Origin of the sequence: Bradyrhizobium sp. RDM12 (assembly GCF_051917485.1) — a bacterium.
Taxonomy (GTDB): domain Bacteria; phylum Pseudomonadota; class Alphaproteobacteria; order Rhizobiales; family Xanthobacteraceae; genus Bradyrhizobium.
This window is the reverse complement of record NZ_CM133064.1, coordinates 1,106,932-1,131,990: the sequence shown is the minus strand read 5'-3', so window position 1 is coordinate 1,131,990 and position 25,059 is coordinate 1,106,932. Positions and strand designations below refer to the sequence as shown.

Here is a 25,059-nt window from a genome sequence, read left to right as displayed (position 1 = left end):
ACGCGCATGATCCGGAAAAGTGTCCGACGGTTTTCCGGCCAGATCATGCGCAGGGAACAACCCGAGCTGCGATGACGCAGTCATCGCAGCGCGGCGTCAAACCAAGCGAGGCATCACATGACTCTTCGGATTTCGGGCAAGAGCGTCAGCGTTGGCGAGGCCCTGCGCGGCCGCGTGACCGACCGGACCGAAGAGGTCCTGCGCAAATATTTCGACGGCAATTATTCCGGCCACATCACGCTGAGCAAGGATGGCTTCGGCTTCCGGACCGATTGCGCGCTGCATCTCGATTCCGGCATTACGCTGGAGGCCGATCTGAACGCGCCGGACGCCTATGCCAGCGCCGATCAGGCTCTGATCATGATCGAGAAGCGGCTCAAGCGCTACAAGAGCCGGCTCAAGGACCGTTCGGCCCGCAAGGCCCATGTCGCCTCCGCGGCGCTGGCTGCCATGGACGCGACCAGCTACGTGCTGGAGGCGCCGGGTGAGGGCGAGGACGAGGACGAGGTCACCGGCTACAGCCCGGTGATCATCGCCGAGGCCACGACGTCGCTGAAGCAGATGTCGGTCAGCGAAGCCGTCATGGAACTCGACCTCAGCGGGGCCCCCTGCCTGGTATTCCAGCACGGCTCCTCCGGCCGCGTGAACATCATCTACCGCCGCGCCGACGGCAATGTCGGCTGGATCGACCCGCCGGGCGCCAAATCGGGCGGTTAGAGCGTTTTCGAGCGAAGTGGATGCCGGTTCGCGTAAAGAAAACGCGTCGAAATAAGATTCCGGAGTCCCCGTATCAACCACGGTCCTTAACAATGACCGGGGCAAAGCCGCACGCAGGAGTTGGCACCGGGATTGCGTTGGAGTAGAAGCGCCCCAACATCAGGATTGGGGTTAAGTGCGCCTCCTGCTTCATCTTCTTGACGCCGGCCGAGCTCGATCTGATCGAGCCGGCCAATTCGGAACCTGACGGTTTAATTCACCTCGGAACACTTCCATGCCGATTACCGATCTGGTCGCGCCCGAGGCGATACTTCCGGCATTGAAGGTCAACAGCAAGAAGCAGGCGCTCCAGGAACTCGCGGCCAGGGCCGCCGAGCTGACCGGCCAGAACGAGCGCTCCGTGTTCGAGGTGCTGCTCCAGCGCGAGAAGCTCGGCACCACCGCGGTCGGCTACGGCGTCGCGATTCCCCACGGCAAGCTGCCCAAGCTCGAGAAGATCTTCGGCCTGTTCGCCCGGCTCGATCGCCCGATCGATTTCGAGGCGATGGACGGCCAGCCGGTCGACCTCGTCTTCCTGCTGCTCGCCCCCGAAGGCGCCGGCGCCGATCATCTCAAGGCACTCGCCCGCATCGCCCGCCTGCTGCGCGATCAGGACATCGCCAAGAAGCTCCGCGCCTCGCGCGACGCGCAGGCGATCTATTCGGTGCTGGCGCTGCCGCCGGCGACTGCGGCGTAATTTCTTCACGGATTGTGAGAGTGCGAGTGGTTCATCTCGCTCTCGTGCTCTGGACGCACGAGAGTTGAATTCGCCGTAGCCTCACACTCCGTCATTGCGAGCGCAGCGAAGATTCCATGGGGAGTGGATAGCAGCCAAGTCTGAGGCCAGACTGAGGTTGCTGAAACACTCAACCTGGAGACAATGATGTTGCTCGATCATCCTTCCGACGGACTGGCCGCTATCCGCACGCAGTTTGGCGCAATTTTCGTGTCATTGGAACTGAGCCGCTCGACATGGCTGGTGACCTCGCTGTCGCCCGGCAAGGGCGAGAAGATGTCGAAGCGCAGCGTGGAGGCCGGCGATCTTGCGGAACTCTTGAAGCTGTTTGCGGAGCTGAAGCGCAAGGCACAGGCGCGAACGGGTGAGAGCTATCCGATCATCACGATCCAGGAGGCGGGGCTGGACGGGTTCTGGCTGCACCGCGCCTTGCAGCAGGAAGGCATCGAGAGCCACGTGGTCGATCCGGCCTCGATTGCGACGCCGCGCCGGCGCAGGCGGGCCAAGACGGATCGGCTCGATGGCGAGACGCTGTTGCGGGCGCTTCTGGCCTATAAGCGCGGCGAGCCGCGGGTCTGCGCGATGGTGGTGGCGCCCTCTCCGGAAGCGGAGGACCGCCGCAGGCTTTGCCGCGAGCGGCGGACATTGATCGCCGAGCGGATCGAGCATGTGAACCGGATCAAGGGCGTTCTGTTCGCGCAAGGGATATTCGGCTACGTGCCGCTGCGGCGCGATCGACGGGCACGGCTCGAAGCCTTGCGGACCGGAGATGGGCGCATGCTGCCGGCGCATCTGAAGGCCCAGATCAGCCGCGAGCTCGATCGTCTCGAACTGCTGCTCGACCAGATCGCGGCGGTGGAGCGCGAGCAGGAGGCGTTGCTGGTCGTGAGCAAGCCAGCCGGGGAGAAGGCGGATCCCGTCACGATGCTGCTCGCCCTGAAGAGCATGGGCCCGAACTTCGCGGCCGTTCTCTGGACGGAGGCGTTCTGGCGGCAATTCGCCAACCGCCGTCAGGTTGCGTCCTATGCCGGTCTTGCGGCCACGCCATGGCGGAGCGGCGGCATCGAGCGCGAACAAGGGGTGTCGAAGGCCGGCAATCCGCGGCTGAGGACCACGATGATCCAGCTCGCCTGGTTGTGGATACGCCACCAGCCTCAATCGGCGCTGACCCAGTGGTTCAAGGCCAACAGCCAGCGCGGCCGCAAGCGCACGATCGTGGCGCTGGCCCGCAAGCTGCTCGTGGCCTTGTGGAAGTACGTGACCGCCGGCGTCGTGATCGAGGGAGCCGTGATGAAGACCGTCGCCTGATGCAACGCTTCCCGCAGCCTTAAAACCAATCAGCCGAGGAACGATCAGCCTCGGCCGATCCGGGGTGGACGAACCGATGGATTGCATGGCTTCAAACGCCGCAACGAAGAATGGTCCCGTCCTCTCGAGCCTGCCCGCCGCAAGCGGAATGTTGGTGCAGTCGCTACCGCGCGACGACCGGATGTGAGTTTGATCTGGCACGCAAAACCAGATTGTCAAAACCGGCTCGACCCTGAGATCGCTGAACCATAAGGAGGAGTTCGCCCGCGGCCTCCCGACCACACAAGCCTGATGGCGTGCTCGATCACGTCAAGGTCAAGCCGCTGCGCGGCGGCTCTAACGAGCCGACCTTGACGCGATCTCCGCGCGCCATCCGAAACATCCCGCGGTCGGGACGAAGAGCTGGCCTGCAATCGAACAAAGAGCTGAACAACCGCCTTGACACACCTAATCCCCATGTGAGCAATCCAGAGTCCCTCCGCGGAAAGATTCTGGATTGCTTCGCGGCGCTCGCGCGGAGACATCATCCTTCAAAATGAAAACGGGCACGCCTTCGTGTGAAGGCATGCCCGCTGAAACTCTATTCGTGCGACGTGCGCGCGCTCAGTGCACGCTCACCGCTTGCAGCTCGTTGCTCCAGGCATTCGCAACCGCGGCTTCGCGGCTGTCGGTCAGCATGATCGGCGTGCCGTCGGCGGCGTGGAGCGCGAACAGCTTGAGGCCGGGCGCAATCTTCGGGGCCTCGGGAAACAGGCCGGGCACATCCTCGGAGCGGATCTGCTTCACATAGGCGATATGGCCTTCGCCGAGGCTCGCCAACGTCTCGGGCGAGACGGCCGTGGTATCGGACTTGGCTTCGTATTCGAACGCAACATGACCTTCACTCATGGTCTCGACTCCTTCACAGAAACTAAGCGGTCGAGTCCGCTACTCGTTCCATTATTCGTGCTCATTGATAGCGATTGTCTTAACGATCCTCTCGGGTTCTGGCCGGGCCAGATCGATCGACAACAACCCGTTCTTCAGATCCGCACCCAGCACCAGCATCCCCTCCGCCAGCACGAAGGTGCGCTGGAAGTGGCGCGCGGCGATGCCGCGATGGATGTATTGCCGGGTCTTGTCGTCCTGCTGTCGTCCGCGGATCACGAGCTGGTTTTCCTCAATGGCTACATCGAGTTGGTCGCGGGTAAATCCTGCGACCGCCAGCGTGATGCGCAACCGCTCGGGCTGGCCGTCGGATCGGTCGCACCTCTCGATATTGTAGGGAGGATAACCGTCGGCGCCTTTGACGACGCGATCGAGCACGCGCTCAATCTCGTCGAAGCCCAGAAGGAACGGACTGGATAACGTGGGAACACGAGACATAGTTTACAAAGTCCTCTCGAAGCGACTTTGGCATTTCAGGGCCCGGAAGCGGCGCCCCTTGGTCAGCAATATGGGCATATCCCCGTGTGGGTTCAAGCACGTAGCGGGGGCTGTGGATTCACTGCTTCCGCCGTCGCCGGCCATGACGAAGTTGCGGGGCGATTTATCCCAATGAAAACAGACCCCCTACTACTGTGCATGGGGTTGTTTTCGCGATCTTCGATCGGTCGAACGTTTCGGAGCCCCTCAGGCCTCGATCCGGGTCCGCCCGTCGCCGCTGAACAGATGCAGCTTTTGGCGCACCGCCGCGACCCGAATCCTCTCACCGATCGCCGGAGCTTCGGTTCCGGGAATGCGGACGATGATCTCGCCCGGCGGCAGCTCGCCCGGCGTGGCGGCGACGCGCTGCTCGTCCTGGGCGCGCGAGCCGTAGATAAAAGTTTCGGCGCCGACACGTTCGATCGCTTCCACCGTCAGCGGCAATGCGACGCCGCCGGCGGCGGTCTGGTCGGTGATGACAAAATCTTCTGGACGAATGCCGAGGATGCCGGCCTCAGCCGGCGAGCTGCGACTTGATTTCCTCAATGCGCGTCGACATCAGATTCATCGGCGGCGCGCCGATGAAGGACGCAACGAAGGTCGTGGCCGGCTTCTCGTAGATCGCAAGGGGATTGCCGATCTGCTCGACCTGGCCGCCGTTCATCACGACGAGAACGTCGGCGAGCGTCATCGCCTCGAGCTGGTCGTGGGTGACGTAGACCGACGTCGTGCTGAGGCGCCGCTGCAATTTGCGGATCTCGACGCGCATCGCGATGCGCAGCTTGGCGTCGAGGTTGGACAGCGGCTCGTCGAACAGAAACACCTTTGGCTGGCGCACGATGGCGCGGCCCATGGCGACGCGCTGGCGCTGGCCGCCGGAGAGCTGACGCGGCTTGCGCTCCAGCATCGCCGAGAGCTCGAGCACGCGCGCGGCCTCCTCGACGCGGGTCTTGATCTCGGCTTCCTTCATGCCGCGATTGCGCAGGCCGTAAGCCATGTTGTTGAAGACGCTCATGTGCGGGTAGAGCGCGTAGTTCTGGAACACCATCGCGATGTCGCGATCGGCGGGCTCGACCTGGTTGACGACGCGGCCGCCGATGTCGATCTCGCCGCCGGTGACGGTCTCGAGCCCCGCGACCATGCGGAGCAGCGTGGACTTGCCGCAGCCGCTTGGTCCGACCAGCACGCAGAACTGGCCGTCGCCGACATCGACGTTGACACCCTTGATGGCCTCGAAGCCGCCGGGATAGGTCTTGCGGACGTTGCGCAGGGTGACGTTGGCCATAACTCTCTACTTCTCCGTCTCGACCAGGCCGCGCACGAACAGTTTCTGCATGGCGACGACGACGAACACCGGCGGCAGCATGGCCAGCACGGCGGTCGCCATCACGATCGGCCACTCGGTCAGCGCATCGTTGGTGGTCATCATCTTGCGAATGCCGATCTGGATGGTCTGCATGTCGTCGCGGGTGGTGATCAGCAGCGGCCAGAGATATTGATTCCAGCCGAGAATGAAGAGGATCACGAACAGCGCGGCCATGTTGGTGCGCGACAGCGGCAACAGCGTATCCCAGAAGAAGCGCAAGGGTCCCGCGCCGTCGATGCGCGAGGCCTCCAGCAATTCGTCCGGGACGGTCATGAAGAACTGGCGGAACAGCAGCGTCGCGGTGGCCGATGCGATCAGCGGCAGCGCAAGGCCGGCGTAGCTGTCGAGCATGTGCAGGTCGGCGACGATCTTGTAGGTCGGATAGATGCGGACCTCGACCGGCAGCATCAGCGTGATGAAGATGATCCAGAAGATCGGCATCCGGAACGGGAAGCGGAAATACACGATCGCATAGGCGGAGATGATCGAGATCGCGATCTTGCCGACGGCGATCGCGAGCGCCATGATCAGCGAGTTCAGCATCATGTTGCCGACCGGCTCGCGGGTCGAGCCGCTCGTGCCGACGAAAATGGTCTGGTAGTAGACCTCGAAGAAGTGCCCGCCCGGCAGCAGCGACATCTGCCCGTTGGCGATCAGCGCGTTGTCCTGGGTCGAGGCGACGAAGGCGACGTAGACCGGGAAGGCGACGATCGCGATTCCGATCCAGAGGATGATGTGGGCGACGTAGCGTCGAAAGCCCTCTTGCTCGACCATCAGTAGGTCACCTTGCGTTCGACGAAGCGGAATTGGATTCCGGTCAGTACGATGACCATGACCATCAGGATCACCGACTGTGCCGCCGAGCTGCCGAGGTTTCCGCCGATCAGGCCGTCATTATAGACCTTGTAGACCAGCGTCTCCGTCGACTTGCCGGGACCGCCGCGGGTCATGGTGTCGATGATGCCGAAGGTGTCGAAGAAGGCGTAGACGATGTTGATGACCAGCAGGAAGAAGATGGTCGGGGACAGCAGCGGGAAGGTCACGGTCCAGAACCGGCGCATCGGGCGCGCGCCATCGATCGCGGCGGCCTCGAGCACGCTCTTCGGGATGCTGGCGAGCCCTGCGAGGAAGAACAGGAAGTTATAGGAGATCTGCTTCCAGGCGGCTGCGAGGATGACCAGTGTCGCGGCCTGATTGCCGTCGAGCAGCGGATTCCATTCGATGCCGGCGGAACGGAGATAGCGCGAGAGCACGCCGAGCGAGGGGTGCAGCATGAACACCCAGAGCACCCCGACCACGGGCGGCGCGACGGCATAGGGCCAGATCAGCAGCGTGCGATAGACCGCGCCGCCGCGTAAGGGCTTGTCCGCCATGACCGCGAGCAGCAGCGCCACTGAGAGCGAGGACGCCGCGATCGCAAACGAGAAGAAGAAGGTTCGGACGATCGTCTCGAAATAGGCGGGATCGCTCAACAGTTCGGCATAGTTCTCGAACCAGACGAAGCTCGTCGAGAGGCCGAAAGCGTCCTGCAGCAGGAAGGACTGGATGACGGCCTGCACGGCCGGCCAGTAGAAGAAAATCAGAACGATCGCGAGTTGCGGAGCAACCAGCGCGTAGGGCAATAGCTTTGATCGGAAAATGGCTTGCTTTTGCATGATGGGGTGGCGCCGGCGGGCCGCTCGTCGTGCGGACCGCCGGCGCCTTCGCTTTATTTTACGGCGGTCTTTTCGAACTGACGCAGCATCGTGTTGCCGCGCTCGACGGAGGCATCGAGCGCCTGCTTGGCGGTCTTCTTGCCGGCCAGCGCCTGTTCGATCTCTTCCGCCCAGACGTCACGCAGCTGAACCATGTTGCCAAGGCGCAGGCCGCGCGAGTTCTCGGTCGGCTCCTTGTTGGTCAGCTCGAGCAGCGGGGTCTCGAGATAGGGCTGATCCTTGTAGAAGCCCTCTTCCTTCGCCTTTGCGTAGGCCGCCTTGGTGATCGGCAGATAGCCCGAGGCCTTGTGGATGTAGACCTGACGGTCGGTGTCCGAGAGGAAGGTCAGGAACTTGGCGACGCCCTTGTATTCGTCGGCCGACTTGCCGCCCATGACCCAGAGCGAAGCGCCGCCGATGATCGAGTTCTGCGGCGCACCCTTGACGTCAGGATAATACGGCATCGGCGCCGCCGTGAAGTTGAACTTGGCCTGCGCCTTGACGTTGCCGAAGAAGGCCGACGAGGTGAGATAGATCGCGCATTCACCCGAGGTGAAGCGGCCTTCGCCCTGGTTGGTGCGGCCGGCGTAGTCGTAGGTCTTGTCCTTCTGCAGCTCGACCAGCTTCTCGAGATGCCTTTCCTGCAGCGGTGCGTTGAACTCGAGCTTGGTGTCGAAGCCGTCGAGGCCGTTGGCCTTGCTGGCGAGCGGCACGTTGTGCCAGGCGGAGAGCTGCTCGAGATTGACCCAAGTGACCCAGGAGTTGGAGAAGCCGCAGGTCGGGTGGCCGTTGTCGTGCAGCTTCTTGGCGACCTCGAACACTTCGGGCCAGGTCTTCGGGATCCCGGCGTTGACCTTCTTCAGCTCGTCGAGATTGACCCACATCACGGTCGACGACGAGTTGAATGGGAAGGACAGCATCTCGCCCTTCGAGGTCGAATAGTAGCCCGTGATTGCGGACAGATAGTTCTTCGGATCGAACTTCTCGCCGGCATCGGCCATCAGCTTGTAGACGGGCTTCACGGCACCGGTCGCGGCCATCATGGTCGCGGTGCCGACTTCGAACACCTGCATGATGTGCGGGGCGTTGCCGGCGCGGAACGCGGCGATGCCGGCGTTCATGGTGTCGGGATAGCTGCCCTTGTAGGTCGGGATGACCTTGTAGTCGCTCTGTGACGCATTGAAGTCGTTGGCGAGCTTGACGATGACGTCGTTGTTCGCGCCCGTCATCGCATGCCACCACTGGATTTCAGTCACGGCCAGTGCCGGCGAAGCCGTCATGCCAACCGCGATTGCAACAGCGGCAGCCGCCCCAAAATGTCGAAGAGCCATCAAGTAACCTCCCTTGGCCGTCCTTGGCCGTCAAAAAGATGCGCTTGCGCTAGCAGCGCCTTATGACGTTCACATGACTGTGTAAGCGGCCGAAACGAAAGCAGCAAGCGCTGCCAAAAGGGAAGTCGTCAAATAGGCGAAGACGCGCGCTCGGGCAGCCTCCTCCGTTCGCAGTGCACATGCGTGCCGGTGCCGCACTGCGGCATTTGCTTGGGGGAAGAAGCGAGGGCCCTAGCGCTTGCGCTCTGGCCCGCAGACCACGCCGCTGTCGACCATCGCCTCGATCTCCGCCTTTGAGTAGCCGAACTCGCCCAGCACCTCCTGGGAATGCTGGCTGAACTTCGGCGGCAGGCGGCGCAGGCTCGGCTTGCTGCGATCGAGCCGGATCGGCGAGGCCACGCCCTTGTACCAGTCCTTCGCGATGACATCGCCGCGCGCGATCGTGTGCGGATTCGTCAAGGCCTGATCGATCTTCTGCACGGGACCCGCGGGCAAGCCCGCGGCCAGCAGGCGATTGCACAGCGGCTCGGCCTCGTGCTGGCTGAACACCGCGGCAAGCTCGGCGCGCAGCGCATCGCGATTGGCGATGCGGTCCTTGTTGCGGGCAAAGCGCGGATCGCTGCCGAGCTCGGGCTTGCCGATCTCCTTGGCGAGCTTGCGGAAGGTGCCGTCATTGCCGACGCCGATGAAGATGTTGTCGGTCCTGGTCGGGAAGATCGCGTAGGGCACGAGATTCGGATGCTCATTGCCGGTGAGGCCGGGCGGCTTGCCATGCATGAAATAATTCGCGGTGTGCGGATGCATGATGGCGAGGCCGGTCTCGTACAGCGTCGTCTCCAGAAACTGGCCCTTGCCCGAGCGCTGCCGCTCCGACAGCGCCATCAGGATGCCGATCGCTGCATAAAGACCGGTGGTGATGTCGACCAGCGGCACGCCGATCCGCATCGGCCCGCTCTCCGGCGATCCGGTCGCCGCGATCATGCCGGTCATGGCCTGGATGATGGCGTCATAACCGGGATCGCCGCCGCGCGGGCCATCGGCGCCGAAGCCGCAGATCCGGCAATGCACCAGACGCGGATATTTCTGGCTGAGCACATCGTTGCCGATGCCCCATTTCTCCAGCGTGCCCGGCTTAAAATTCTCGATCAGGACGTCGGCCGTCTCCAGCATCTTGAGCAGCACGGCGCGGCCGCCCTCGGAGGCGAGGTCGAGGCCGATCGAGCGCTTGTTGCGGTTGATGCCGACGAAATAGGCCGCGTCGTCCTCGTGGAAGGGAGGGCCCCAGTCGCGCACCTCATCGCCTGCCGGCGGCTCGACCTTGATCACGTCGGCGCCATGGTCGGCGAGGATCTGGGTGCAATAGGGACCGCCGAGCACGCGCGTGAGATCGACGACGCGCAGTCCGCTCATTGCGCCCAAAACGGCTTCAGTCATGCCTTCGCTTCCCCTGTGTAGGCGTTTGACCACAGGCCTAGCGAGGTTCGTCCAAGCCAGCAATGGCTTGCCGCATGTGGGCGTATGCGCTCGCCGCCCAATCCCGCGGCGCGGCAAATCGGACGGAAGCGGCCGGCCCGAGGGGGATCCGGGGCCAGCCAATCCACCGTCAGATCAGACGACCGTCAGGCGGACGTCGACATTGCCGCGCGTCGCGTTGGAGTACGGGCACACCTGGTGCGCCTTCTCGACCAGCGCCTCGGCGTCGGCGCGGGACAGCCCCGGCAGCGAGACGGCCAGATCGATATCGAGCCCGAAGCCGCCGGCCGAGCGCGGGCCGATGCCGACGGTCGAGGTCACGGAGGCGTCGGCGGGGACCTTCGGGCCGCCCTGCGAGGACACGAACTTCATCGCGCCGATGAAGCAGGCGGCATAGCCGGCCGCAAACAGCTGCTCGGGATTGTTGCCGGCGCCGCCGCCGCCGCCGAGCTCCTTCGGCGTGGTGAGCTTGACGTCGAACGTGCCGTCGAGGGTCGCGGCATGGCCGTCACGGCCGCCGGTGGCTTTTGCGCTGGTTTTGTAGAGGACGTTCACGGACATTTTGGTCTCCTCGGGGTCTTCGGGTTAGGGTGCATCCTGTGTCGCAAACAATTAGATTGCGCGAAATTGAAATTTGCATGCCTCACATTTAATTGTTCGCAATTGAATGTCGGCCCGCCCGGTCCCACAATGCCGGTCAATCACGTGAGATTCTCTATGGCCCGGAAATTATCGACTCTGGATCCGCAACGCCTCGACAACCAGATCTGCTTCGCCGTCTATTCAGCCGCGCATGCCTTCAACCGCGTCTACAAGCCGCTGCTCGACCGGCTCGGCCTGACCTATCCGCAATATCTGGTGATGCTGGTGCTGTGGGAGCGCGACGACGTGCCGGTGAAGGACATCGGCGAAAAATTGTTTCTCGATTCAGGCACGCTGACGCCGCTCCTCAAGCGGCTCGAAGCCGCGCACCTCGTTAACCGCACGCGCTCCAGCGAGGACGAGCGTCAGGTCCTGATCGCGCTGACGCCGCAGGGGCACGCGCTGAAGGACAAGGCGCGCAGCGTCCCGCAGTCGATCCTGGCTGCGTCGGACTGCTCGGTGCCGGAGCTGATCGCGATGAAGGACGAGATCGTCGCACTGCGCGATCGGCTGAATGCGGTGATCGGGGAGTAGGGGGTCGCTAGCAGAGCCGCTTTTTCGAAAAGGCCCGGCCGGAGTGTGATATTTCTCGAAGGCCAAGGCCTTTAGCTTGTCAGGAAGGCGCAGTACCAAACCAGCTTCCACGGTTTGAATTTGGCTGTATGAGCGGATTTGCCCGCATTATGCTCGGGCATCCGTCGCTTCAGATCCTCCGTGGCGCCAATGTATTCCTGGTCGGGGAATTCGATGCTGCGGATGATGTAGACGTACCACATCGATGGCTCGCGTCCGGGCAGTCGTTAGGTGGGAGTCTCACCGGGTCCGTCTTCGCCCTCCGGGCTTCGCCGGACACCACGCTTCGCCCTTCGAGGTCCGCGCGGCTGCGCCACGCGTAGCCCGAAGGGCGAAGCGTGGTGGAGCCAGGCGGGATCGAACCGCCGACCTCTTGCATGCCATGCAAGCGCTCTCCCAGCTGAGCTATGGCCCCTTAAGTCCTGGGACGATCCTGTGGATCACTCCCGACCGGCGAGCCTGGTGACTCGCGCGGTGCACCCTTTTTCACAGATCAGGGCTGATCTCAAGTCTCTTCATCACCTCCGACATCACCAATGATGTCGGTCACGTCCTCATCGCCCTCTTCTTCGTCGGCAATGAAGGTCGAATCATCGTCATCATCGTCGTCGAGAGTCTCGTCGACCTCGATATCGTCCTCGGATTCGGGAACGACGGCCTTGACCTTGCCGGTGTTCTCCTCGGCATCGGCCTCCTCGAGCGAGACCTCTTCGACCTCGGCCGGCTCCGGCGTGGTGTCCGCGGCTGCTGCAGCGTGGCGGGCTTCGGCGCCACGCGGCACACGTGCCGGCGCCACGGGTGCGATCGGCACAACCTCGCCGGTATAGGGCGAGATCACCGGATTCTTGTTGAGGTCGTAGAACTTCTTGCCCGTAGTCGGGCAAATACGTTTGGTTCCGAGTTCGGACTTGGCCACGGCAGAGGAATCCTGGAATGTCTGAAAAGCGGTGTTTCACTTGGCTAGTTGGCGGCCCGCTGTCAATAGCGCATTACGAGAGAAAGACATGCCCGTGACGGCGGAGAGACCATGTGGTAGGTGCCCGCAGCCTCTTCGGACGCATTCAAGGACACAATCTTGACCCATTCCGACAAGCCGACGCCGCTCAAGTCGCGCGCAAGCGGTGCCCTGACCGGAAAAGTACGGGTGCCCGGGGACAAGTCGATCTCCCACCGCGCCCTCATCCTGGGCGCGCTGGCTGTCGGCGAGACCCGGATTACGGGCCTCCTTGAGGGCGTAGACGTCCTCAACACCGCCAGATCTATGCAGGCGCTCGGCGCCAAGGTCGAACGCACTGGCGATTTCGCGTGGAAAGTGCAGGGCGTGGGCGTCGGAGGCTTTGCCCAGCCCAAGGCCGCGCTGGATTTCGGCAACTCCGGCACCGGCTGCCGGCTGGTCATGGGCGCGGTCGCCGGCTGCCCGATCTCGGCGATTTTTGACGGCGATGCCTCGCTGCGGAGCCGCCCGATGCGCCGGATTCTCGATCCGCTGGAAAAGATGGGCGCCAGGGTTGTTTCCGCCGCCGAAGGTGGCCGGCTGCCGCTGACCCTCCAGGGCGCGCGCGATCCACTGCCGATCACCTACAAGACCCCGGTCGCATCGGCTCAGATCAAATCGGCGGTGCTGCTGGCGGGCCTGTCTGCGCCGGGCATCACGACCGTGATCGAGAGCGAGGCCAGCCGCGACCATACCGAGCTGATGCTGAAGCATTTTGGCGCCGACATCAGCTCGGCGGCCGAAGGTGCTCACGGCCGTCGCATCACGCTGGTCGGCCAACCCGAGCTGCATGGCGCGACCGTCATCGTGCCCGCGGATCCGTCCTCAGCGGCCTTTCCGGTCGTAGCAGCGCTGATCGTCGAAGGCTCCGATGTCGTTCTTTCCGACGTGATGACCAATCCGCTGCGCACCGGCCTTTTCACGACGCTCCGTGAAATGGGCGCTTCCATCGAGGAAAGCGATATGCGCGATGACGCCGGCGAGCCGATGGCGCAGTTGCGCGTGCGCGCGTCAAAACTGCGCGGCGTCGAAGTGCCGCCCGAGCGCGCGCCCTCGATGATCGACGAATATCTGGTGCTGGCGGTCGCGGCTTCGTTCGCCGAAGGCACGACCATCATGCGCGGCCTGCAGGAGCTGCGCGTCAAGGAATCCGATCGGCTCGAGGCCACCGCGGACATGCTCCGCGTCAACGGCGTGAAGGTCACTGTCTCCGGCGACGATCTGATCGTCGAGGGCCGCGGCCACGTCCCCGGCGGCGGCACTGTCGCCACGCATATGGACCATCGCATCGCAATGTCCGCGCTGGTGATGGGCTGCGCGTCCGACCAGCCGGTGACGGTCGACGACACCGCCTTCATCGCCACCAGTTTCCCGGACTTCATTCCGATGATGCGGTCGCTGGGGGCCGAGTTTTCATGATCATCGCCATCGATGGACCCGCGGCCTCGGGCAAGGGCACGCTCGGCAAGCGCCTCGCCCATCATTACGGCTATCGCCACCTCGATACCGGCGTGATCTATCGCGCGGTGGCCTACGCCCTGATGCAGTCCGGCCATGATCTCCGGGACGAGGCCGCGGCAGTGCAGGCCGCGCTGGAACTCGATCCCGAAAAGTTCGGCAATCCAGCCCTCAAGACCCAGACGGCCGGCGAGGGCGCCTCGATCGTTTCGGCGATCCCCAGGGTTCGCGAGGTCCTGCTCAATTTCCAGCGGCAATTCGCCGCCGGTCCGCCCGGCGCGGTGCTGGATGGCCGGGACATTGGAACCGTGATCTGCCCCGATGCCGATGTGAAGATTTTCGTCGTCGCTGACCCAAAAGTCCGCGCCCGCCGCCGCACCATGGAGGCGAGGGCGCGCGGCGAGGAGGCGGATGAGGCGGCGGTGCTCGCCGACATCATCCAGCGCGACGAACGGGACAAGAACAGGCCAATTGCGCCTTTAAAGCCGGCCGCGGATGCTTACTTGCTAGATAACTCCCAACTGGATATAGAAGGCGGCGTCCGGGCCGCCATCGACATTATCGAGGCCGTCCGAGCGGGCCGGTCGCGGGGTTAAGCCGCAGCCGTCATTGGAGGAAGCGCCCGCTCCCGCTCTTTGAGGTCGATACTCTCGGTCCCTGTTTGGGGCCGACGTGATCCGGGCTCCGGACAAAAGATTTCACGTATCGCACGTGCGGGCCCCGCCGGCCCGCTTCCGCTGTTTCGGCTTCGGGCCGGAGCGGCGAGCGGTCGCCCGAAGGTTTTGTGGACCTTCCGACACTGCACGCCCGATACGCCCAAAAACCCAACGGCCGGCAAGACATCCGCAACTGGAGAACAAATGGCTTCGACTTCCGCTGATACCTATAGCCCCTCGCGTGACGATTTCGCCGCGATGCTCGATGAGTCCTTTGCAGGTGGCAACCTGCAGGAGAGCTCCGTCGTCAAGGGCAAGGTGGTTGCAATTGAAAAGGACATGGCCGTCATCGACGTCGGCCTGAAGACCGAGGGCCGCGTTGCGCTGCGCGAATTTTCCGGCCCCGGCCGTGACAGCGAGATCAAGGTTGGCGACGAGGTGGAAGTGTTCCTCGATCGCATCGAAAACGCCCTCGGCGAGGCCGTGCTGTCGCGCGACAAGGCGCGTCGCGAAGAGAGCTGGGGCAAGCTGGAGAAGGCGTTCCAGAACAACGAAAAGGTCACCGGTGTCATCTTCAACCAGGTCAAGGGCGGCTTCACGGTCGACCTCGACGGCGCCGTTGCCTTCCTGCCGCGCTCGCAGGTCGACATTCGTCCGATCCGCGACGTTGCGCCGCTGATGAACAACGCGCAGCCGTTCCAGATCCTCAAGATGGACCGCCGTCGTGGCAACATCGTCGTCTCCCGCCGCACGGTTCTGGAAGAGACCCGCGCCGAGCAGCGTCAGGAGCTGGTGCAGAACCTCGAAGAGGGTCAGGTCATCGACGGCGTCGTCAAGAACATCACCGATTACGGTGCGTTCGTTGATCTCGGCGGCATCGACGGCCTGCTGCACGTCACCGATATCGCGTGGCGCCGCGTGAACCACCCGACCGAGGTGCTCTCGATCGGCCAGACCGTGAAGGTCAAGATCATCAAGATCAACCACGAGACGCACCGCATCTCGCTGGGCATGAAGCAGCTGCTGGACGATCCGTGGCAGGGCATCGAAGCCAAGTATCCGTTGGGTGCCCGCTTCACCGGCCGTGTCACCAACATCACCGACTACGGCGCGTTCGTCGAGCTCGAGCCGGGCATCGAAGGCCTGATCCACGTCTCCGAGATGTCGTGGACCAAGAAGAACATGCACCCCGGCAAGATCGTGTCGACCTCGCAGGAAGTCGACGTGCAGGTGCTGGAAGTCGATTCCGTCAAGCGCCGCATCTCGCTGGGTCTCAAGCAGACCATGCGCAACCCGTGGGAGGTCTTCGTCGAAGGTCATCCGACCGGTTCGACCGTCGAGGGCGAGGTCAAGAACAAGACCGAGTTCGGCCTGTTCCTGGGTCTCGAAGGCGACGTCGACGGCATGGTCCATCTCTCCGACCTCGACTGGAAGCTTCCGGGCGAGCAGGTGATCGACAACTACAAGAAGGGCGACGTGGTGAAAGCCGTGGTGCTCGATGTGGACGTCGAGAAGGAGCGTATCTCGCTCGGCATCAAGCAGCTCGAAGGCGACCCCTTCGCCGAGCCGGGTGATGTCAAGAAGGGCGCGGTCGTGACCTGCGAAGTGCTCGAAGTGAAGGAAAGCGGCATCGAGGTGAAGATCGCCGGTACCGACTTCACCACCTTCGTCAAGCGCTCGGAGCTCGCGCGTGATCGCAACGACCAGCGTGCCGAACGCTTCGCCGTCGGCGAGAAGGTCGATGCCCGCGTGATCCAGTTCGACAAGAAGGCCCGCAAGGTCCAGGTGTCGATCAAGGCGCTCGAAGTCGCCGAAGAGAAGGAAGCCATCGCGCAGTACGGCTCCTCGGATTCGGGTGCGACGCTCGGCGACATTCTCGGCACCGCGCTCAAGAACCGCGACAGCAAGTAAGCGAAACGCTTCCTTTCGCAAGCATCAAAGCCCCGGCGCGAGCCGGGGCTTTTTTGCTGCGGCTCAATACTCCGCTGTCATCCCGGATCGGCGCTCCGCTTCGCTGCGCTCGTCCGGGATGACGAGGGCTCCCGGCAGGACGAGCCTTGTTTTCTTCAAATTGCGCCGCAATTGATGTATCCAGACAAGCCATTGGTCACGTTGTGACGGCACAACGCCGGCGGCCCTACATTTGGAGATATTCCGATGTCGCTCGATTCGGACATCATCGTCGATCGCCGCAGGATCCGCCGCAAGCTGACGTTCTGGCGCGTGATGGCCGCGCTGATCGCGATCGCTGCGATCGCGGGCTTTGCACTGATTGCAACACCCGGCGCGCGCGGCAGCTTCGCCTCCGCAGGCTCAATCGCGCGTGTGCAGATCGAGGGCCTGATCCGCAGCGATTCCGAGCGCACCCGGGCGCTGGAGCGGTTGGAGAATTCGCAGGCTGCGGCCGTGATCGTTCACATCAACTCGCCGGGCGGCACCACCGCCGGTTCCGAGCAGCTATATGACTCGCTAACTCGGCTGAAGGCGAAGAAGCCGCTGGTCGTCGTGGTCGAGGGCCTCGCGGCGTCGGGTGGTTACATCACGGCGATCGCGAGTGACCACATCATCGCCCAGCAGAGCTCGCTGGTCGGCTCGATCGGCGTGCTGTTCCAGTTTCCCAACGTCTCGGAGCTCCTGAAGACCATCGGCGTCAAGGTCGAGGAAGTGAAGTCCACGCCGCTAAAGGCCGCGCCCAACGGTTTTGAGCCGACCAGCCCCGAGGCCCGGGCCGCGCTGGATGCGCTGGTGAAGGATTCCTATGCCTGGTTCAAGGGTCTGGTGAAGCAGCGCCGTGGCATGGATGACACGCAGCTCGAAAAAGTCGTCGATGGCCGCGTCTTCACCGGCCGCCAGGCGATCGATCTCAAGCTGATCGATCAGCTCGGCGACGAGAAAACCGCCGTGGCCTGGCTCGAGGAGCAGAAGGGCGTCAGGAAGGGTCTCAGCGTGCGCGACTACAAGCTCGAGCCGCGCTTCGGCGACCTGACGTTCCTCAGGACGGCAGCCGCCGTCACGCTGGAAGCGCTTGGATTCGGCTCGATTGCGCACCAAATCGCGCAAACCGGCCTCGTGCAGGCGGTTGATCGCGTCGGGTTGGATGGAATGCTGGCGCTGTGGCAGCCGGCCGCGTCGAATTGACCGGGAATAAGCGGAACAACGCGAGCTTCCGAACCTTTTCGCGTCTGGCGGGTAGTCGTGCAGCCCGCTTTTTCGGCATTTGTCACGCATTTTCACGACGCTCAGGCTTCATTTAGCGTCTTGACAGATCTAGGCATTTTCACGGAAATGGTCATCCGCACGCTTCCGGGTCCTATCTCTCGATGATCAAATCCGAACTTGTTCAGCGTATCGCCGAGCACAACCCGCATCTGTACCAGCGGGATGTCGAGAACATTGTGAATGCGATTCTCGAGGAGATCGTAGCGGCACTCGCGCGCGGCGACCGCGTCGAGCTGCGCGGCTTCGGCGCTTTCTCGGTGAAGCACCGGCCTGCGCGCGCTGGCCGCAATCCGCGTACCGGCGCCCATGTCCCCGTTGATCAGAAGAGCGTTCCGTTCTTCAAGACCGGCAAGGAAATGCGCGAGCGGCTGAACCGCGATCATCCGGATCCCGGCGCGCCGGATTAAGTCTGTCGTCCGGACTTAACCGAACGGCCGCATGATGCGGCAGCAAGCTTGATTCAAGACGAGCGCTCGCGATGCGAAAGTTCCTGACCGCGCTGATCGTGATTCCGCTGGCCCTGATCCTGGTGACCTTTGCGGTCGCCAATCGGCATTTCGTCGCTGTCTCTTTCGATCCCTTTATGGCGGCCGATCCGGCCCTGTCCGTCACGCTGCCGCTGTTCCTGCTGCTGATCCTGGTCGCTGCTTTGGGCGTCATCGCCGGCGGCTGTGCGGTCTGGCTCGGCCAGCGGCACTGGCGACGCGCCGCGCGCCGGCATGAGGCGGACGCACGGGCCGCCCGGGGCGAGCTGGCCGATCTGCGGGCCCAGACGGCCCCGGCCAAGCCCGAGCCCCGGCACCTCCCGGCGCCATCCGGAGTGGGCCTTTACGGGGCCATCGGGCGAGACAAGCAGCGCGCGACGTTGTAGAAGCGGCCCCGACTGAAAAGCCCGTTTCCCGGCCGCCGCTTGCGGCCTCCATTTGCTTTGAGATCATGTCCCTGCTCGTCAAAATCTGCGGCCTGTCCACGCGCGAGACGCTCGAAACGGCGCTCGAAGCGGGCGCCGACATGGTGGGGTTCGTGTTCTTTCCGCCGTCGCCGCGGCATGTGTCGCTGGAGCTCGGCCGCGAACTCGGCCGCCAGGTGAAGCGGCGAGCGCTCAAGGTGGCGCTCACGGTCGATGCCGACGACGCCACGTTCGACAACATCATGGATGCGCTGTCGCCCGACATATTGCAGCTCCACGGCCAGGAGAGCGTCGCGCGGCTGCGCGACATCAAGCAGAGGTTCGGCCGCCCGGTGATGAAGGCGCTGCCGGTCGCAACGTCAGCCGATCTCGCCGTGTTGCCCGGCTGCGCTGCGGTCGCCGACCGCATCCTGTTCGACGCACGCGCGCCAAAGGATGCGACCCGCCCTGGCGGGCTTGGTGCACCGTTCGATTGGCACCTGCTGAAAAATCTCGATCTCAGATTGCCTTACATGGTCTCGGGTGGGCTTCACGCCGGCAACGTCGCGGAAGCCCTCCGCGTCACCGGCGCCGGTGGCGCCGACGTGTCCTCGGGCGTCGAGAGCGCGCCAGGCATCAAGGACCCCGAGCTGATCAAGGCCTTCATTCGCGCCGCGCGCGCCACGCAACAGTTGAGCGTTCGATGAACATTGCCAAACCAAATTCCTACCGCAGCGGACCCGACGAGCGCGGCCATTTCGGCATTTTCGGCGGACGCTTCGTTGCCGAAACCTTGATGCCGCTGATCCTCGATCTGGAAAAGGCCTACACCGCGGCCAAGGCCGATCCGGCCTTCCAGACCGAGATGAACGGCTATCTCAAGAACTATGTCGGCCGGCCCTCGCCGCTCTATTTCGCCGAGCGTCTCACCGAGCATCTCGGCGGCGCCAAGATTTACCTGAAGCGCGAAGAGCTCAACCACACCGGTTCGCACAAGGTGAACAACGTGCTCGGCCAGATCATGCTGGCGCGGCGCATGGGCAAGAAGCGCATCATCGCCGAGACCGGCGCCGGCCAGCACGGTGTCGCCACCGCGACGCTGTGCGCGCGCTTCGGCCTCGAATGCGTGGTCTATATGGGCGCCGTCGACGTCGAGCGGCAGCAGCCCAACGTCATCCGCATGGAGATGCTGGGCGCAACGGTGATCCCGGTGCAGTCGGGCACGCGCACGCTGAAGGACGCCATGAACGAGGCGCTGCGCGACTGGGTCACCAACGTGCACAACACGTTCTACTGCATCGGAACAGTCGCGGGTCCGCATCCCTATCCGACGCTGGTGCGCGACTTCCAGTCGATCATCGGCAACGAGACCAAGACGCAGATGCAGGAGGTCGAAGGCCGGCTGCCGGACTCTCTCGTCGCCTGCATCGGCGGCGGCTCGAACGCGATGGGGCTGTTCCATCCGTTCCTCAACGATCCCTCCGTCGAAATCTTCGGTGTCGAAGCCGCCGGCCATGGGCTCACGCAATTGCATGCGGCGTCGATCGCGGGCGGCCGTCCCGGCGTGCTGCACGGCAACCGCACGTACCTCTTGATGGATGCCGACGGCCAGATCCAGGACGCGCATTCGATCTCGGCCGGCCTCGACTATCCCGGTATCGGCCCGGAGCATTCCTGGCTGCACGAGATTGGCCGCGTCAATTATCTCTCCGCGACCGATGACGAGGCGCTCGCCGCGTTCCAGCTGCTCTCGAAGCTCGAAGGCATCATTCCCGCCCTCGAGCCCGCGCACGCCATCGCCAAGGTGATGGAGCTCGCGCCGAAACGGCCGAAAGACCACCTGATGGTCGTCAATCTCTCCGGCCGCGGCGACAAGGACGTCCCCCAGGTCGGCGACATCCTGAAGGGCAAGACCAAGTGAGGCGAGTGTCGCACTCTCTTCACCTCTCCCCGTCGGGGAGAGGTCGGCTGCGAAGCAGCCGGGTGAGGGGTCTGTCCGCTCACTGGAACCTCAGCGATGTTGCGATGAGCTCGAGGACGCCCTCAAGATTTTCGTACACGTCAGTGTTCGAGACGCGCAGGACGAGGAAACCGCAGGCCTCAAGCACCTTGGTCCTGGCTTCATCGTGCTCGATCTCGGACGGGCTGGAATGCGTGACCCCGTCCACCTCGATGATGAGTTTTCCGTCCAGCGTGACGAAGTCGACGACGTACCGGTCGACGGGGTGCTGGCGGCGAAACTTCCAACGGGCGAGCTGCCTGTTGCGCAGCGCCTGCCAAAGCTTTGCTTCGGCACTCGTCTGCGCCTCGCGGAGCCTTCGTGCTCTCGACTTGAACCTCTCCATCCCCTCACCCGGCTGCTACGCAGCCGACCTCTCCCGGAGGGGAGAGGTATAGCACAGCGGCCGCGAAATCATGACCACGCGTATCGACACTCGTTTTGCCGAGCTCAAGAAAGCCGGCCGCTCGGCCTTCGTCACTTTCGTGATGGCCGGCGATCCCGATCCGGCGGCGTCGCTCGAGATCATCAAGGCGCTGCCGAAGTCCGGCGCCGACGTGATCGAGCTCGGCATGCCCTTCACCGATCCGATGGCCGACGGCCCGTCGATCCAGGCCGCTGGGTTGCGCGCGCTCAAGGTCGGCATGACGCTGAAGAAGACGCTCGATCTCGTGCGCGACTTCCGCAAGCACGACAACGCCACGCCGATCGTGCTGATGGGCTATTACAATCCGATCTACATCTACGGCGTCGACAAGTTCCTGGTCGATGCGAAGGCCGCCGGCATCGATGGCCTGATCATCGTCGATTTGCCGCCGGAAGAGGACGACGAACTCTGCCTGCCCGCGATGAAGGCCGGCCTCAACTTCATTCGCCTGGCTACGCCGACGACCGACGACAAGCGCCTGCCGGCCGTCCTCGCCAACACCTCGGGCTTTGTCTACTACGTCGCCATCACCGGCATTACCGGGGCGGCTGCGGCGGACGCGACCGCCGTGAGCGGGGCGGTTGCCCGCATCAAGCGCCACACCCAACTGCCGGTCTGCGTCGGCTTCGGCATCCGCACGCCGGAGAACGCCCGCGCCATTGCCTCGCATGCCGATGGTGCCGTGGTCGGCACCGCGCTGATCGATGCGCTCAAGAACAGCCTCGACGCCGAGGGGCGCGCAACCGCCAAAACCGTTAATGCCGTGGCTGAGCTGACCGCGGCGCTGGCCGAGGGCGTCAAGGGCGCGAAACAGGCGGCCGAATAGGCCATAATTCCGCTGCCAAAGCGGGCGACACGGCGGCTTGCCGGGCAGGGGCCCGGCCGCCATATAGTCCTTCAGGCGATCCCCTGCGGGTTCGCACATCGGAGCAAACCATGAACTGGCTTACCAATGTGGTCCGGCCGAAGATTCGCAACATGCTGCGGCGGGAAACGCCGGAGAATCTGTGGATCAAGTGCCCGGATTCCGGACAGCTCGTGTTCTACAAGGACGTCGAGGCTAACCAGTTCGTCATTCCCAGTTCGAACTATCACATGCGCATGGGCGCGGTGGCGCGTCTGAAATCGATCTTCGACAACGAGACCTGGTTCGACGTCGCCTTGCCCGATGTCACGCCCGATCCGCTCAAGTTTCGCGACGAGAAGAAATACGTCGACCGCATCAAGGATGCGCGCGCGCGCACAAATCTGAACGACGCGGTCAAGGTCGGCTACGGCAAGCTCGAGGGCGCCGGTGTCGTCATCGCCGTGCAGGATTTCGATTTCATGGGTGGCTCGCTCGGCATGGCTGCGGGTGAAGCCCTCGTGCGCGGGCTTGAGCTCGCGGTCGAGAAGAAGTCGCCGTTCATCGTGTTCGCCGCGTCCGGCGGCGCGCGCATGCAGGAAGGCATCTTGTCGCTGATGCAGATGCCGCGCACCACGGTCGGCGTGCAGATGCTGCGCGAGGCGAAACAGCCCTATATCGTGGTGTTGACCAACCCGACCACCGGCGGCGTCACCGCATCCTATGCGATGCTCGGTGACGTACAGATCGCCGAACCCGGCGCGCTGATCGGCTTTGCCGGCGCGCGCGTCATCGAGCAGACCATCCGCGAGAAGCTGCCCGAGGGCTTCCAGCGCGCCGAATATCTGAAAGAGCACGGCATGGTCGACATGGTCGTGCATCGCCACGAGCTGCGTCCGACCTTGGCGCGGCTCTGCCGGCTGTTGACCAGGGCGCCGGCGCAGGTGAGCGCGTCGAAATCGGTGCAGCCGGTCGTCAGCCCGACACAGATCGTATCGGCCGCCGAGACGACGCTGGCTGCGCCCCACGCGTGAACGCGTCCTCTGACAGCGCAAAGCCGCCGCTCGATGCATTGATCGGGCGCCTGTCGGCTCTGCACCAGAAGCGCATCGATCTCGGGCTCGAGCGGATGCATCGCCTGCTCGATCGGCTCGGCCATCCCGAACGCAAGCTGCCGCCGGTGATCCATGTCGCCGGCACCAACGGCAAAGGCTCGACAGTGGCCTATCTGCGCGCGACGCTGGAGGCGGCCGGCCTGCGCGTCCACGCCTACACATCGCCCTATCTCGTCCGCATCAACGAATGTTTTCGTCTCGGCCATGTCGGCGGTGGCGTGCTCGTTTCCGACGACGAGTTGCGCGCGGCGCTGGAAGAGGTTGAGCGCGTCAATGCCGGCGAGCCTGCGACCGTGTTCGAGCTGAAGACTGCCGCCGCATTCCACCTGTTCGCGCAGAATCCGGCCGACGCGGTGGTGCTCGAAGTCGGCCTCGGTGGCCGGCTCGACTCGACCAATGTGGTCGATACGCCGGCGGCCTGCGTGATCACGCCTGTCAGCATGGACCACATGGAGTTTCTCGGCGACTCGCTGGCGTCGATCGCCGGCGAAAAGGCCGCGATCATCAAGCGCGGCGTGCCCGTGATTTGCGCCGAGCAGGCGCCCGACGCGATGGCGGTGATCGAGGCTCAGGCCAGGCACATGCGCGCGCCGCTGTTTGCTGCCAACGAAAGCTGGCACGTCAATGTCGAGCATGGGCGTCTGGTCTATTCCGACGAGCACGGTCTGATGGATCTCGCCGCACCGCGCCTGTTCGGCCGCCATCAGTTCGACAACGCCGGCCTCGCGATCGCGACGCTGCGGGCGATCCAGACTTTTGGGGTCAACCAGGCGGCGTTCGAGGCCGGCATCCTCGGTGCGGAATGGCCGGCGCGGATGCAGCGTCTCACCTCGGGCGAGTTGCTCTCCTGGGGACCGCACGGCAGCGAGATCTGGCTCGACGGCGGACATAATGCCGAAGGCGGTCGCGTCGCAGCCGCCGCGCTCGGTGATCTCGAGGAGCGGGTGTCGCGTCCGCTGGTCGTTATCGCGGGCATGATGGCGAACAAGGATGCGAAAGCGTTTCTCGCCAATTTCGCCGGCCTCACCCGTCACATCATCGCGGTGCCGATACCGGACACCGAGAACGCGATGCCGGTCGACCGTCTTGCGGACGCGGTTCGCAGCCTCGGCATGCGCGTCGAGATCGCCCCCGGCATCGAGGCCGCGTTGCGGGCTCTGTCGAAGCTCGCTTACGAGGTGCCGCCGCGCATCCTGATCACTGGCTCGCTCTATCTCGCCGGCCACGTGCTCGCCCTGAACGGCACGCCTCCTGCATAAGCTCTCGTGTCCCGGACGCGGTGCAGCGTGCAACGCTGCTCCGCAGAGCCGGGACCCAGAATGCCGCCACATGGGCCCCGGCTCTGCAGCGCATCACTACGTGCCGCGCTGCGTCCGGAGCAAGAGAGAGAATCCCAATGCGTTTTGCCGCGATTGCCGACGTCCACGGAAATTATCTCGCGCTTGAGGCGGTGCTTGCCGACATCGGTGCGCAAGGCGTCACCGAGATCGTCAATCTCGGCGACATGCTGAGCGGTCCGCTCGATGCGCGGCGTACCATCGAGATCCTGATGAAGCTCGATGCCGTGCACGTGCTCGGCAATCACGACCGCTATCTGCTCGATCGTCTCCCGGAGGAGATGGGCTCGTGGGATCGCCCCGCCCACGCTGCACTCGATGCCGCCCAGCTCGACTGGCTGCGCACGCAACCGACGACGCGCGTGCTCCGTGACCAGGTCTTCCTCTGTCACGCGACGCCCGCGGATGACGAAGTCTACTGGCTCGACACCGTGCATCCCGACGGAACGGTCGCGCTATCGCCGCTCGACCGGATCGAGCAATTCGCGCAGGACATCACGCAGTCGCTGATCCTCTGCGCCCACACCCATCTTGCCCGAGCCGTGCGGCTTCGCGACGGGCGCCTGATCGTCAATCCCGGCAGCGTCGGCAGCCCCGGCTATCGCGACGTGCAACCGTTTCCGCATCTTGTCGAAGCCGGCACGCCGCACGCGCGCTATGCGGTCCTCGAACGCGTTGACGCTGCCTGGCAGGTGACGTTCCGCAACGTCGCCTACGACCATGAAGCGATGGCCGCGCTCGCCCGAAGCAACGATCAGCCGGAACTCGCGAACGCGCTGGCGACAGGTTGGATCGCATAGACATTTTCGTAGCCCGGGATTCGCTGCGCTCGATCCGG

General features: G+C 64.0%; 25 protein-coding genes, 1 tRNA gene and 2 pseudogenes. 16 read left to right on the top strand and 12 right to left on the bottom strand.

What is annotated here, in order from left to right:
* The first annotated feature begins 117 nt into the window (after positions 1-117).
* The 3 genes from hpf to ACTGJ9_RS05280 all read left to right on the top strand — a co-directional run bounded on the left by hpf (position 118) and on the right by ACTGJ9_RS05280 (position 2,800).
* Positions 118-717: a ribosome hibernation-promoting factor, HPF/YfiA family gene (gene hpf, locus ACTGJ9_RS05290; protein WP_456676216.1), complete on the top strand. Its 600-nt coding sequence runs from the start codon at positions 118-120 to the stop codon at positions 715-717.
* A 274-nt stretch (positions 718-991) separates the two neighbouring features.
* Positions 992-1,453 (top strand): PTS IIA-like nitrogen regulatory protein PtsN, encoded by a 462-nt coding sequence (gene ptsN / locus ACTGJ9_RS05285; RefSeq protein ID WP_014438750.1) that lies wholly within the window; start codon positions 992-994, stop codon positions 1,451-1,453.
* A gap of 183 nt (positions 1,454-1,636) precedes the next feature.
* A complete protein-coding gene (locus ACTGJ9_RS05280; RefSeq protein ID WP_456673537.1) occupies positions 1,637-2,800 on the top strand; it encodes an IS110 family RNA-guided transposase in 1,164 nt (387 codons plus the stop codon).
* A 603-nt stretch (positions 2,801-3,403) separates the two neighbouring features.
* Here the strand turns inward: ACTGJ9_RS05280 and ACTGJ9_RS05275 are convergent.
* The 8 genes and pseudogenes from ACTGJ9_RS05275 to ACTGJ9_RS05240 all read right to left on the bottom strand — a co-directional run bounded on the left by ACTGJ9_RS05275 (position 3,404) and on the right by ACTGJ9_RS05240 (position 10,629).
* Positions 3,404-3,688 (bottom strand): BQ00720 family protein, encoded by a 285-nt coding sequence (locus ACTGJ9_RS05275; RefSeq protein WP_456676215.1) that lies wholly within the window; start codon positions 3,686-3,688, stop codon positions 3,404-3,406.
* A 51-nt stretch (positions 3,689-3,739) separates the two neighbouring features.
* Positions 3,740-4,165 (bottom strand): Hsp20 family protein, encoded by a 426-nt coding sequence (locus ACTGJ9_RS05270; protein WP_456676214.1) that lies wholly within the window; start codon positions 4,163-4,165, stop codon positions 3,740-3,742.
* Between the two features lie 246 nt (positions 4,166-4,411).
* A pseudogene (locus ACTGJ9_RS05265) lies at positions 4,412-5,489 on the bottom strand (sn-glycerol-3-phosphate import ATP-binding protein UgpC).
* A 6-nt stretch (positions 5,490-5,495) separates the two neighbouring features.
* Complete coding sequence (gene ugpE / locus ACTGJ9_RS05260) at positions 5,496-6,344, bottom strand: sn-glycerol-3-phosphate ABC transporter permease UgpE (protein WP_456676213.1); 849 nt, start codon at positions 6,342-6,344, stop codon at positions 5,496-5,498.
* A complete protein-coding gene (gene ugpA / locus ACTGJ9_RS05255) occupies positions 6,344-7,225 on the bottom strand; it encodes a sn-glycerol-3-phosphate ABC transporter permease UgpA (RefSeq protein ID WP_456676212.1) in 882 nt (293 codons plus the stop codon). The genes ugpE and ugpA overlap by 1 nt, the downstream gene beginning before the upstream one ends.
* Positions 7,226-7,278: 53 nt before the next feature.
* A complete protein-coding gene (ugpB, locus tag ACTGJ9_RS05250; protein ID WP_456676211.1) occupies positions 7,279-8,595 on the bottom strand; it encodes a sn-glycerol-3-phosphate ABC transporter substrate-binding protein UgpB in 1,317 nt (438 codons plus the stop codon).
* 231 nt (positions 8,596-8,826) lie between these two features.
* A complete protein-coding gene (locus ACTGJ9_RS05245) occupies positions 8,827-10,029 on the bottom strand; it encodes a CaiB/BaiF CoA transferase family protein (protein WP_456676210.1) in 1,203 nt (400 codons plus the stop codon).
* Positions 10,030-10,203: 174 nt separating this feature from the next.
* Positions 10,204-10,629, bottom strand: a complete 426-nt coding sequence (locus tag ACTGJ9_RS05240; protein ID WP_456676209.1) for an organic hydroperoxide resistance protein — start codon at positions 10,627-10,629, stop codon at positions 10,204-10,206.
* 156 nt (positions 10,630-10,785) lie between these two features.
* Between ACTGJ9_RS05240 and ACTGJ9_RS05235 the strand changes: the two genes are divergently transcribed.
* A complete protein-coding gene (locus ACTGJ9_RS05235; RefSeq protein WP_456676208.1) occupies positions 10,786-11,244 on the top strand; it encodes a MarR family winged helix-turn-helix transcriptional regulator in 459 nt (152 codons plus the stop codon).
* A 7-nt stretch (positions 11,245-11,251) separates the two neighbouring features.
* Here ACTGJ9_RS05235 and ACTGJ9_RS05230 read toward each other — a convergent pair.
* From ACTGJ9_RS05230 to ACTGJ9_RS05220, 3 genes and pseudogenes are all read right to left on the bottom strand, one after another.
* A pseudogene (locus ACTGJ9_RS05230) lies at positions 11,252-11,486 on the bottom strand (GIY-YIG nuclease family protein).
* Between the two features lie 136 nt (positions 11,487-11,622).
* A tRNA-Ala gene (locus ACTGJ9_RS05225) sits at positions 11,623-11,698 on the bottom strand.
* A gap of 90 nt (positions 11,699-11,788) precedes the next feature.
* Positions 11,789-12,199, bottom strand: coding sequence for a TIGR02300 family protein (locus tag ACTGJ9_RS05220; protein WP_456676207.1), 411 nt, complete (start codon positions 12,197-12,199; stop codon positions 11,789-11,791).
* Between the two features lie 159 nt (positions 12,200-12,358).
* Between ACTGJ9_RS05220 and aroA the strand changes: the two genes are divergently transcribed.
* The 8 genes from aroA (at position 12,359) to trpB (ending at position 20,420) form a co-directional block, all read left to right on the top strand.
* Positions 12,359-13,696 (top strand): 3-phosphoshikimate 1-carboxyvinyltransferase, encoded by a 1,338-nt coding sequence (aroA, locus tag ACTGJ9_RS05215; RefSeq protein WP_456676206.1) that lies wholly within the window; start codon positions 12,359-12,361, stop codon positions 13,694-13,696.
* Positions 13,693-14,331, top strand: coding sequence for a (d)CMP kinase (gene cmk, locus ACTGJ9_RS05210; RefSeq protein ID WP_456676205.1), 639 nt, complete (start codon positions 13,693-13,695; stop codon positions 14,329-14,331). The genes aroA and cmk overlap by 4 nt, the downstream gene beginning before the upstream one ends.
* A 264-nt stretch (positions 14,332-14,595) precedes the next feature.
* Entirely contained in the window at positions 14,596-16,302 is a 1,707-nt protein-coding gene (gene rpsA / locus ACTGJ9_RS05205; protein WP_456676204.1) for a 30S ribosomal protein S1, read from the top strand.
* Between the two features lie 246 nt (positions 16,303-16,548).
* Positions 16,549-17,529 carry a signal peptide peptidase SppA gene (gene sppA, locus ACTGJ9_RS05200; RefSeq protein WP_456676203.1) on the top strand — a complete coding sequence of 327 codons (981 nt, stop codon included), beginning with the start codon at positions 16,549-16,551 and terminating at the stop codon, positions 17,527-17,529.
* A 182-nt stretch (positions 17,530-17,711) separates the two neighbouring features.
* Positions 17,712-18,017 carry an integration host factor subunit beta gene (locus tag ACTGJ9_RS05195; RefSeq protein WP_007598410.1) on the top strand — a complete coding sequence of 102 codons (306 nt, stop codon included), beginning with the start codon at positions 17,712-17,714 and terminating at the stop codon, positions 18,015-18,017.
* Between the two features lie 71 nt (positions 18,018-18,088).
* The gene (locus tag ACTGJ9_RS05190) at positions 18,089-18,481 is read left to right on the top strand and encodes a lipopolysaccharide assembly protein LapA domain-containing protein (protein WP_456676202.1); all 393 of its coding nucleotides are present in this window, start codon (positions 18,089-18,091) and stop codon (positions 18,479-18,481) included.
* A 65-nt stretch (positions 18,482-18,546) separates the two neighbouring features.
* Positions 18,547-19,206, top strand: coding sequence for a phosphoribosylanthranilate isomerase (locus ACTGJ9_RS05185; RefSeq protein ID WP_456676201.1), 660 nt, complete (start codon positions 18,547-18,549; stop codon positions 19,204-19,206).
* On the top strand, positions 19,203-20,420 hold the full coding sequence (trpB, locus tag ACTGJ9_RS05180; RefSeq protein ID WP_456676200.1) for a tryptophan synthase subunit beta: 1,218 nt from the start codon (positions 19,203-19,205) through the stop codon (positions 20,418-20,420). The genes ACTGJ9_RS05185 and trpB overlap by 4 nt, the downstream gene beginning before the upstream one ends.
* Positions 20,421-20,499: 79 nt before the next feature.
* On the opposite strand, the gene ACTGJ9_RS05175 is transcribed toward trpB, so the two are convergent.
* A complete protein-coding gene (locus tag ACTGJ9_RS05175; protein WP_456676199.1) occupies positions 20,500-20,844 on the bottom strand; it encodes an endonuclease domain-containing protein in 345 nt (114 codons plus the stop codon).
* Positions 20,845-20,914: 70 nt separating this feature from the next.
* Between ACTGJ9_RS05175 and trpA the strand changes: the two genes are divergently transcribed.
* From trpA to ACTGJ9_RS05155, 4 genes are all read left to right on the top strand, one after another.
* Positions 20,915-21,751: a tryptophan synthase subunit alpha gene (gene trpA, locus ACTGJ9_RS05170; RefSeq protein ID WP_456676198.1), complete on the top strand. Its 837-nt coding sequence runs from the start codon at positions 20,915-20,917 to the stop codon at positions 21,749-21,751.
* A 110-nt stretch (positions 21,752-21,861) separates the two neighbouring features.
* A complete protein-coding gene (gene accD, locus ACTGJ9_RS05165; protein WP_456676197.1) occupies positions 21,862-22,803 on the top strand; it encodes an acetyl-CoA carboxylase, carboxyltransferase subunit beta in 942 nt (313 codons plus the stop codon).
* On the top strand, positions 22,800-24,143 hold the full coding sequence (locus ACTGJ9_RS05160; RefSeq protein ID WP_456676196.1) for a bifunctional folylpolyglutamate synthase/dihydrofolate synthase: 1,344 nt from the start codon (positions 22,800-22,802) through the stop codon (positions 24,141-24,143). Before accD ends, ACTGJ9_RS05160 begins: the two co-directional genes overlap by 4 nt.
* 137 nt (positions 24,144-24,280) lie before the next feature.
* The gene (locus ACTGJ9_RS05155; RefSeq protein ID WP_456676195.1) at positions 24,281-25,021 is read left to right on the top strand and encodes a metallophosphoesterase family protein; all 741 of its coding nucleotides are present in this window, start codon (positions 24,281-24,283) and stop codon (positions 25,019-25,021) included.
* Positions 25,022-25,059 lie beyond the last annotated feature (38 nt).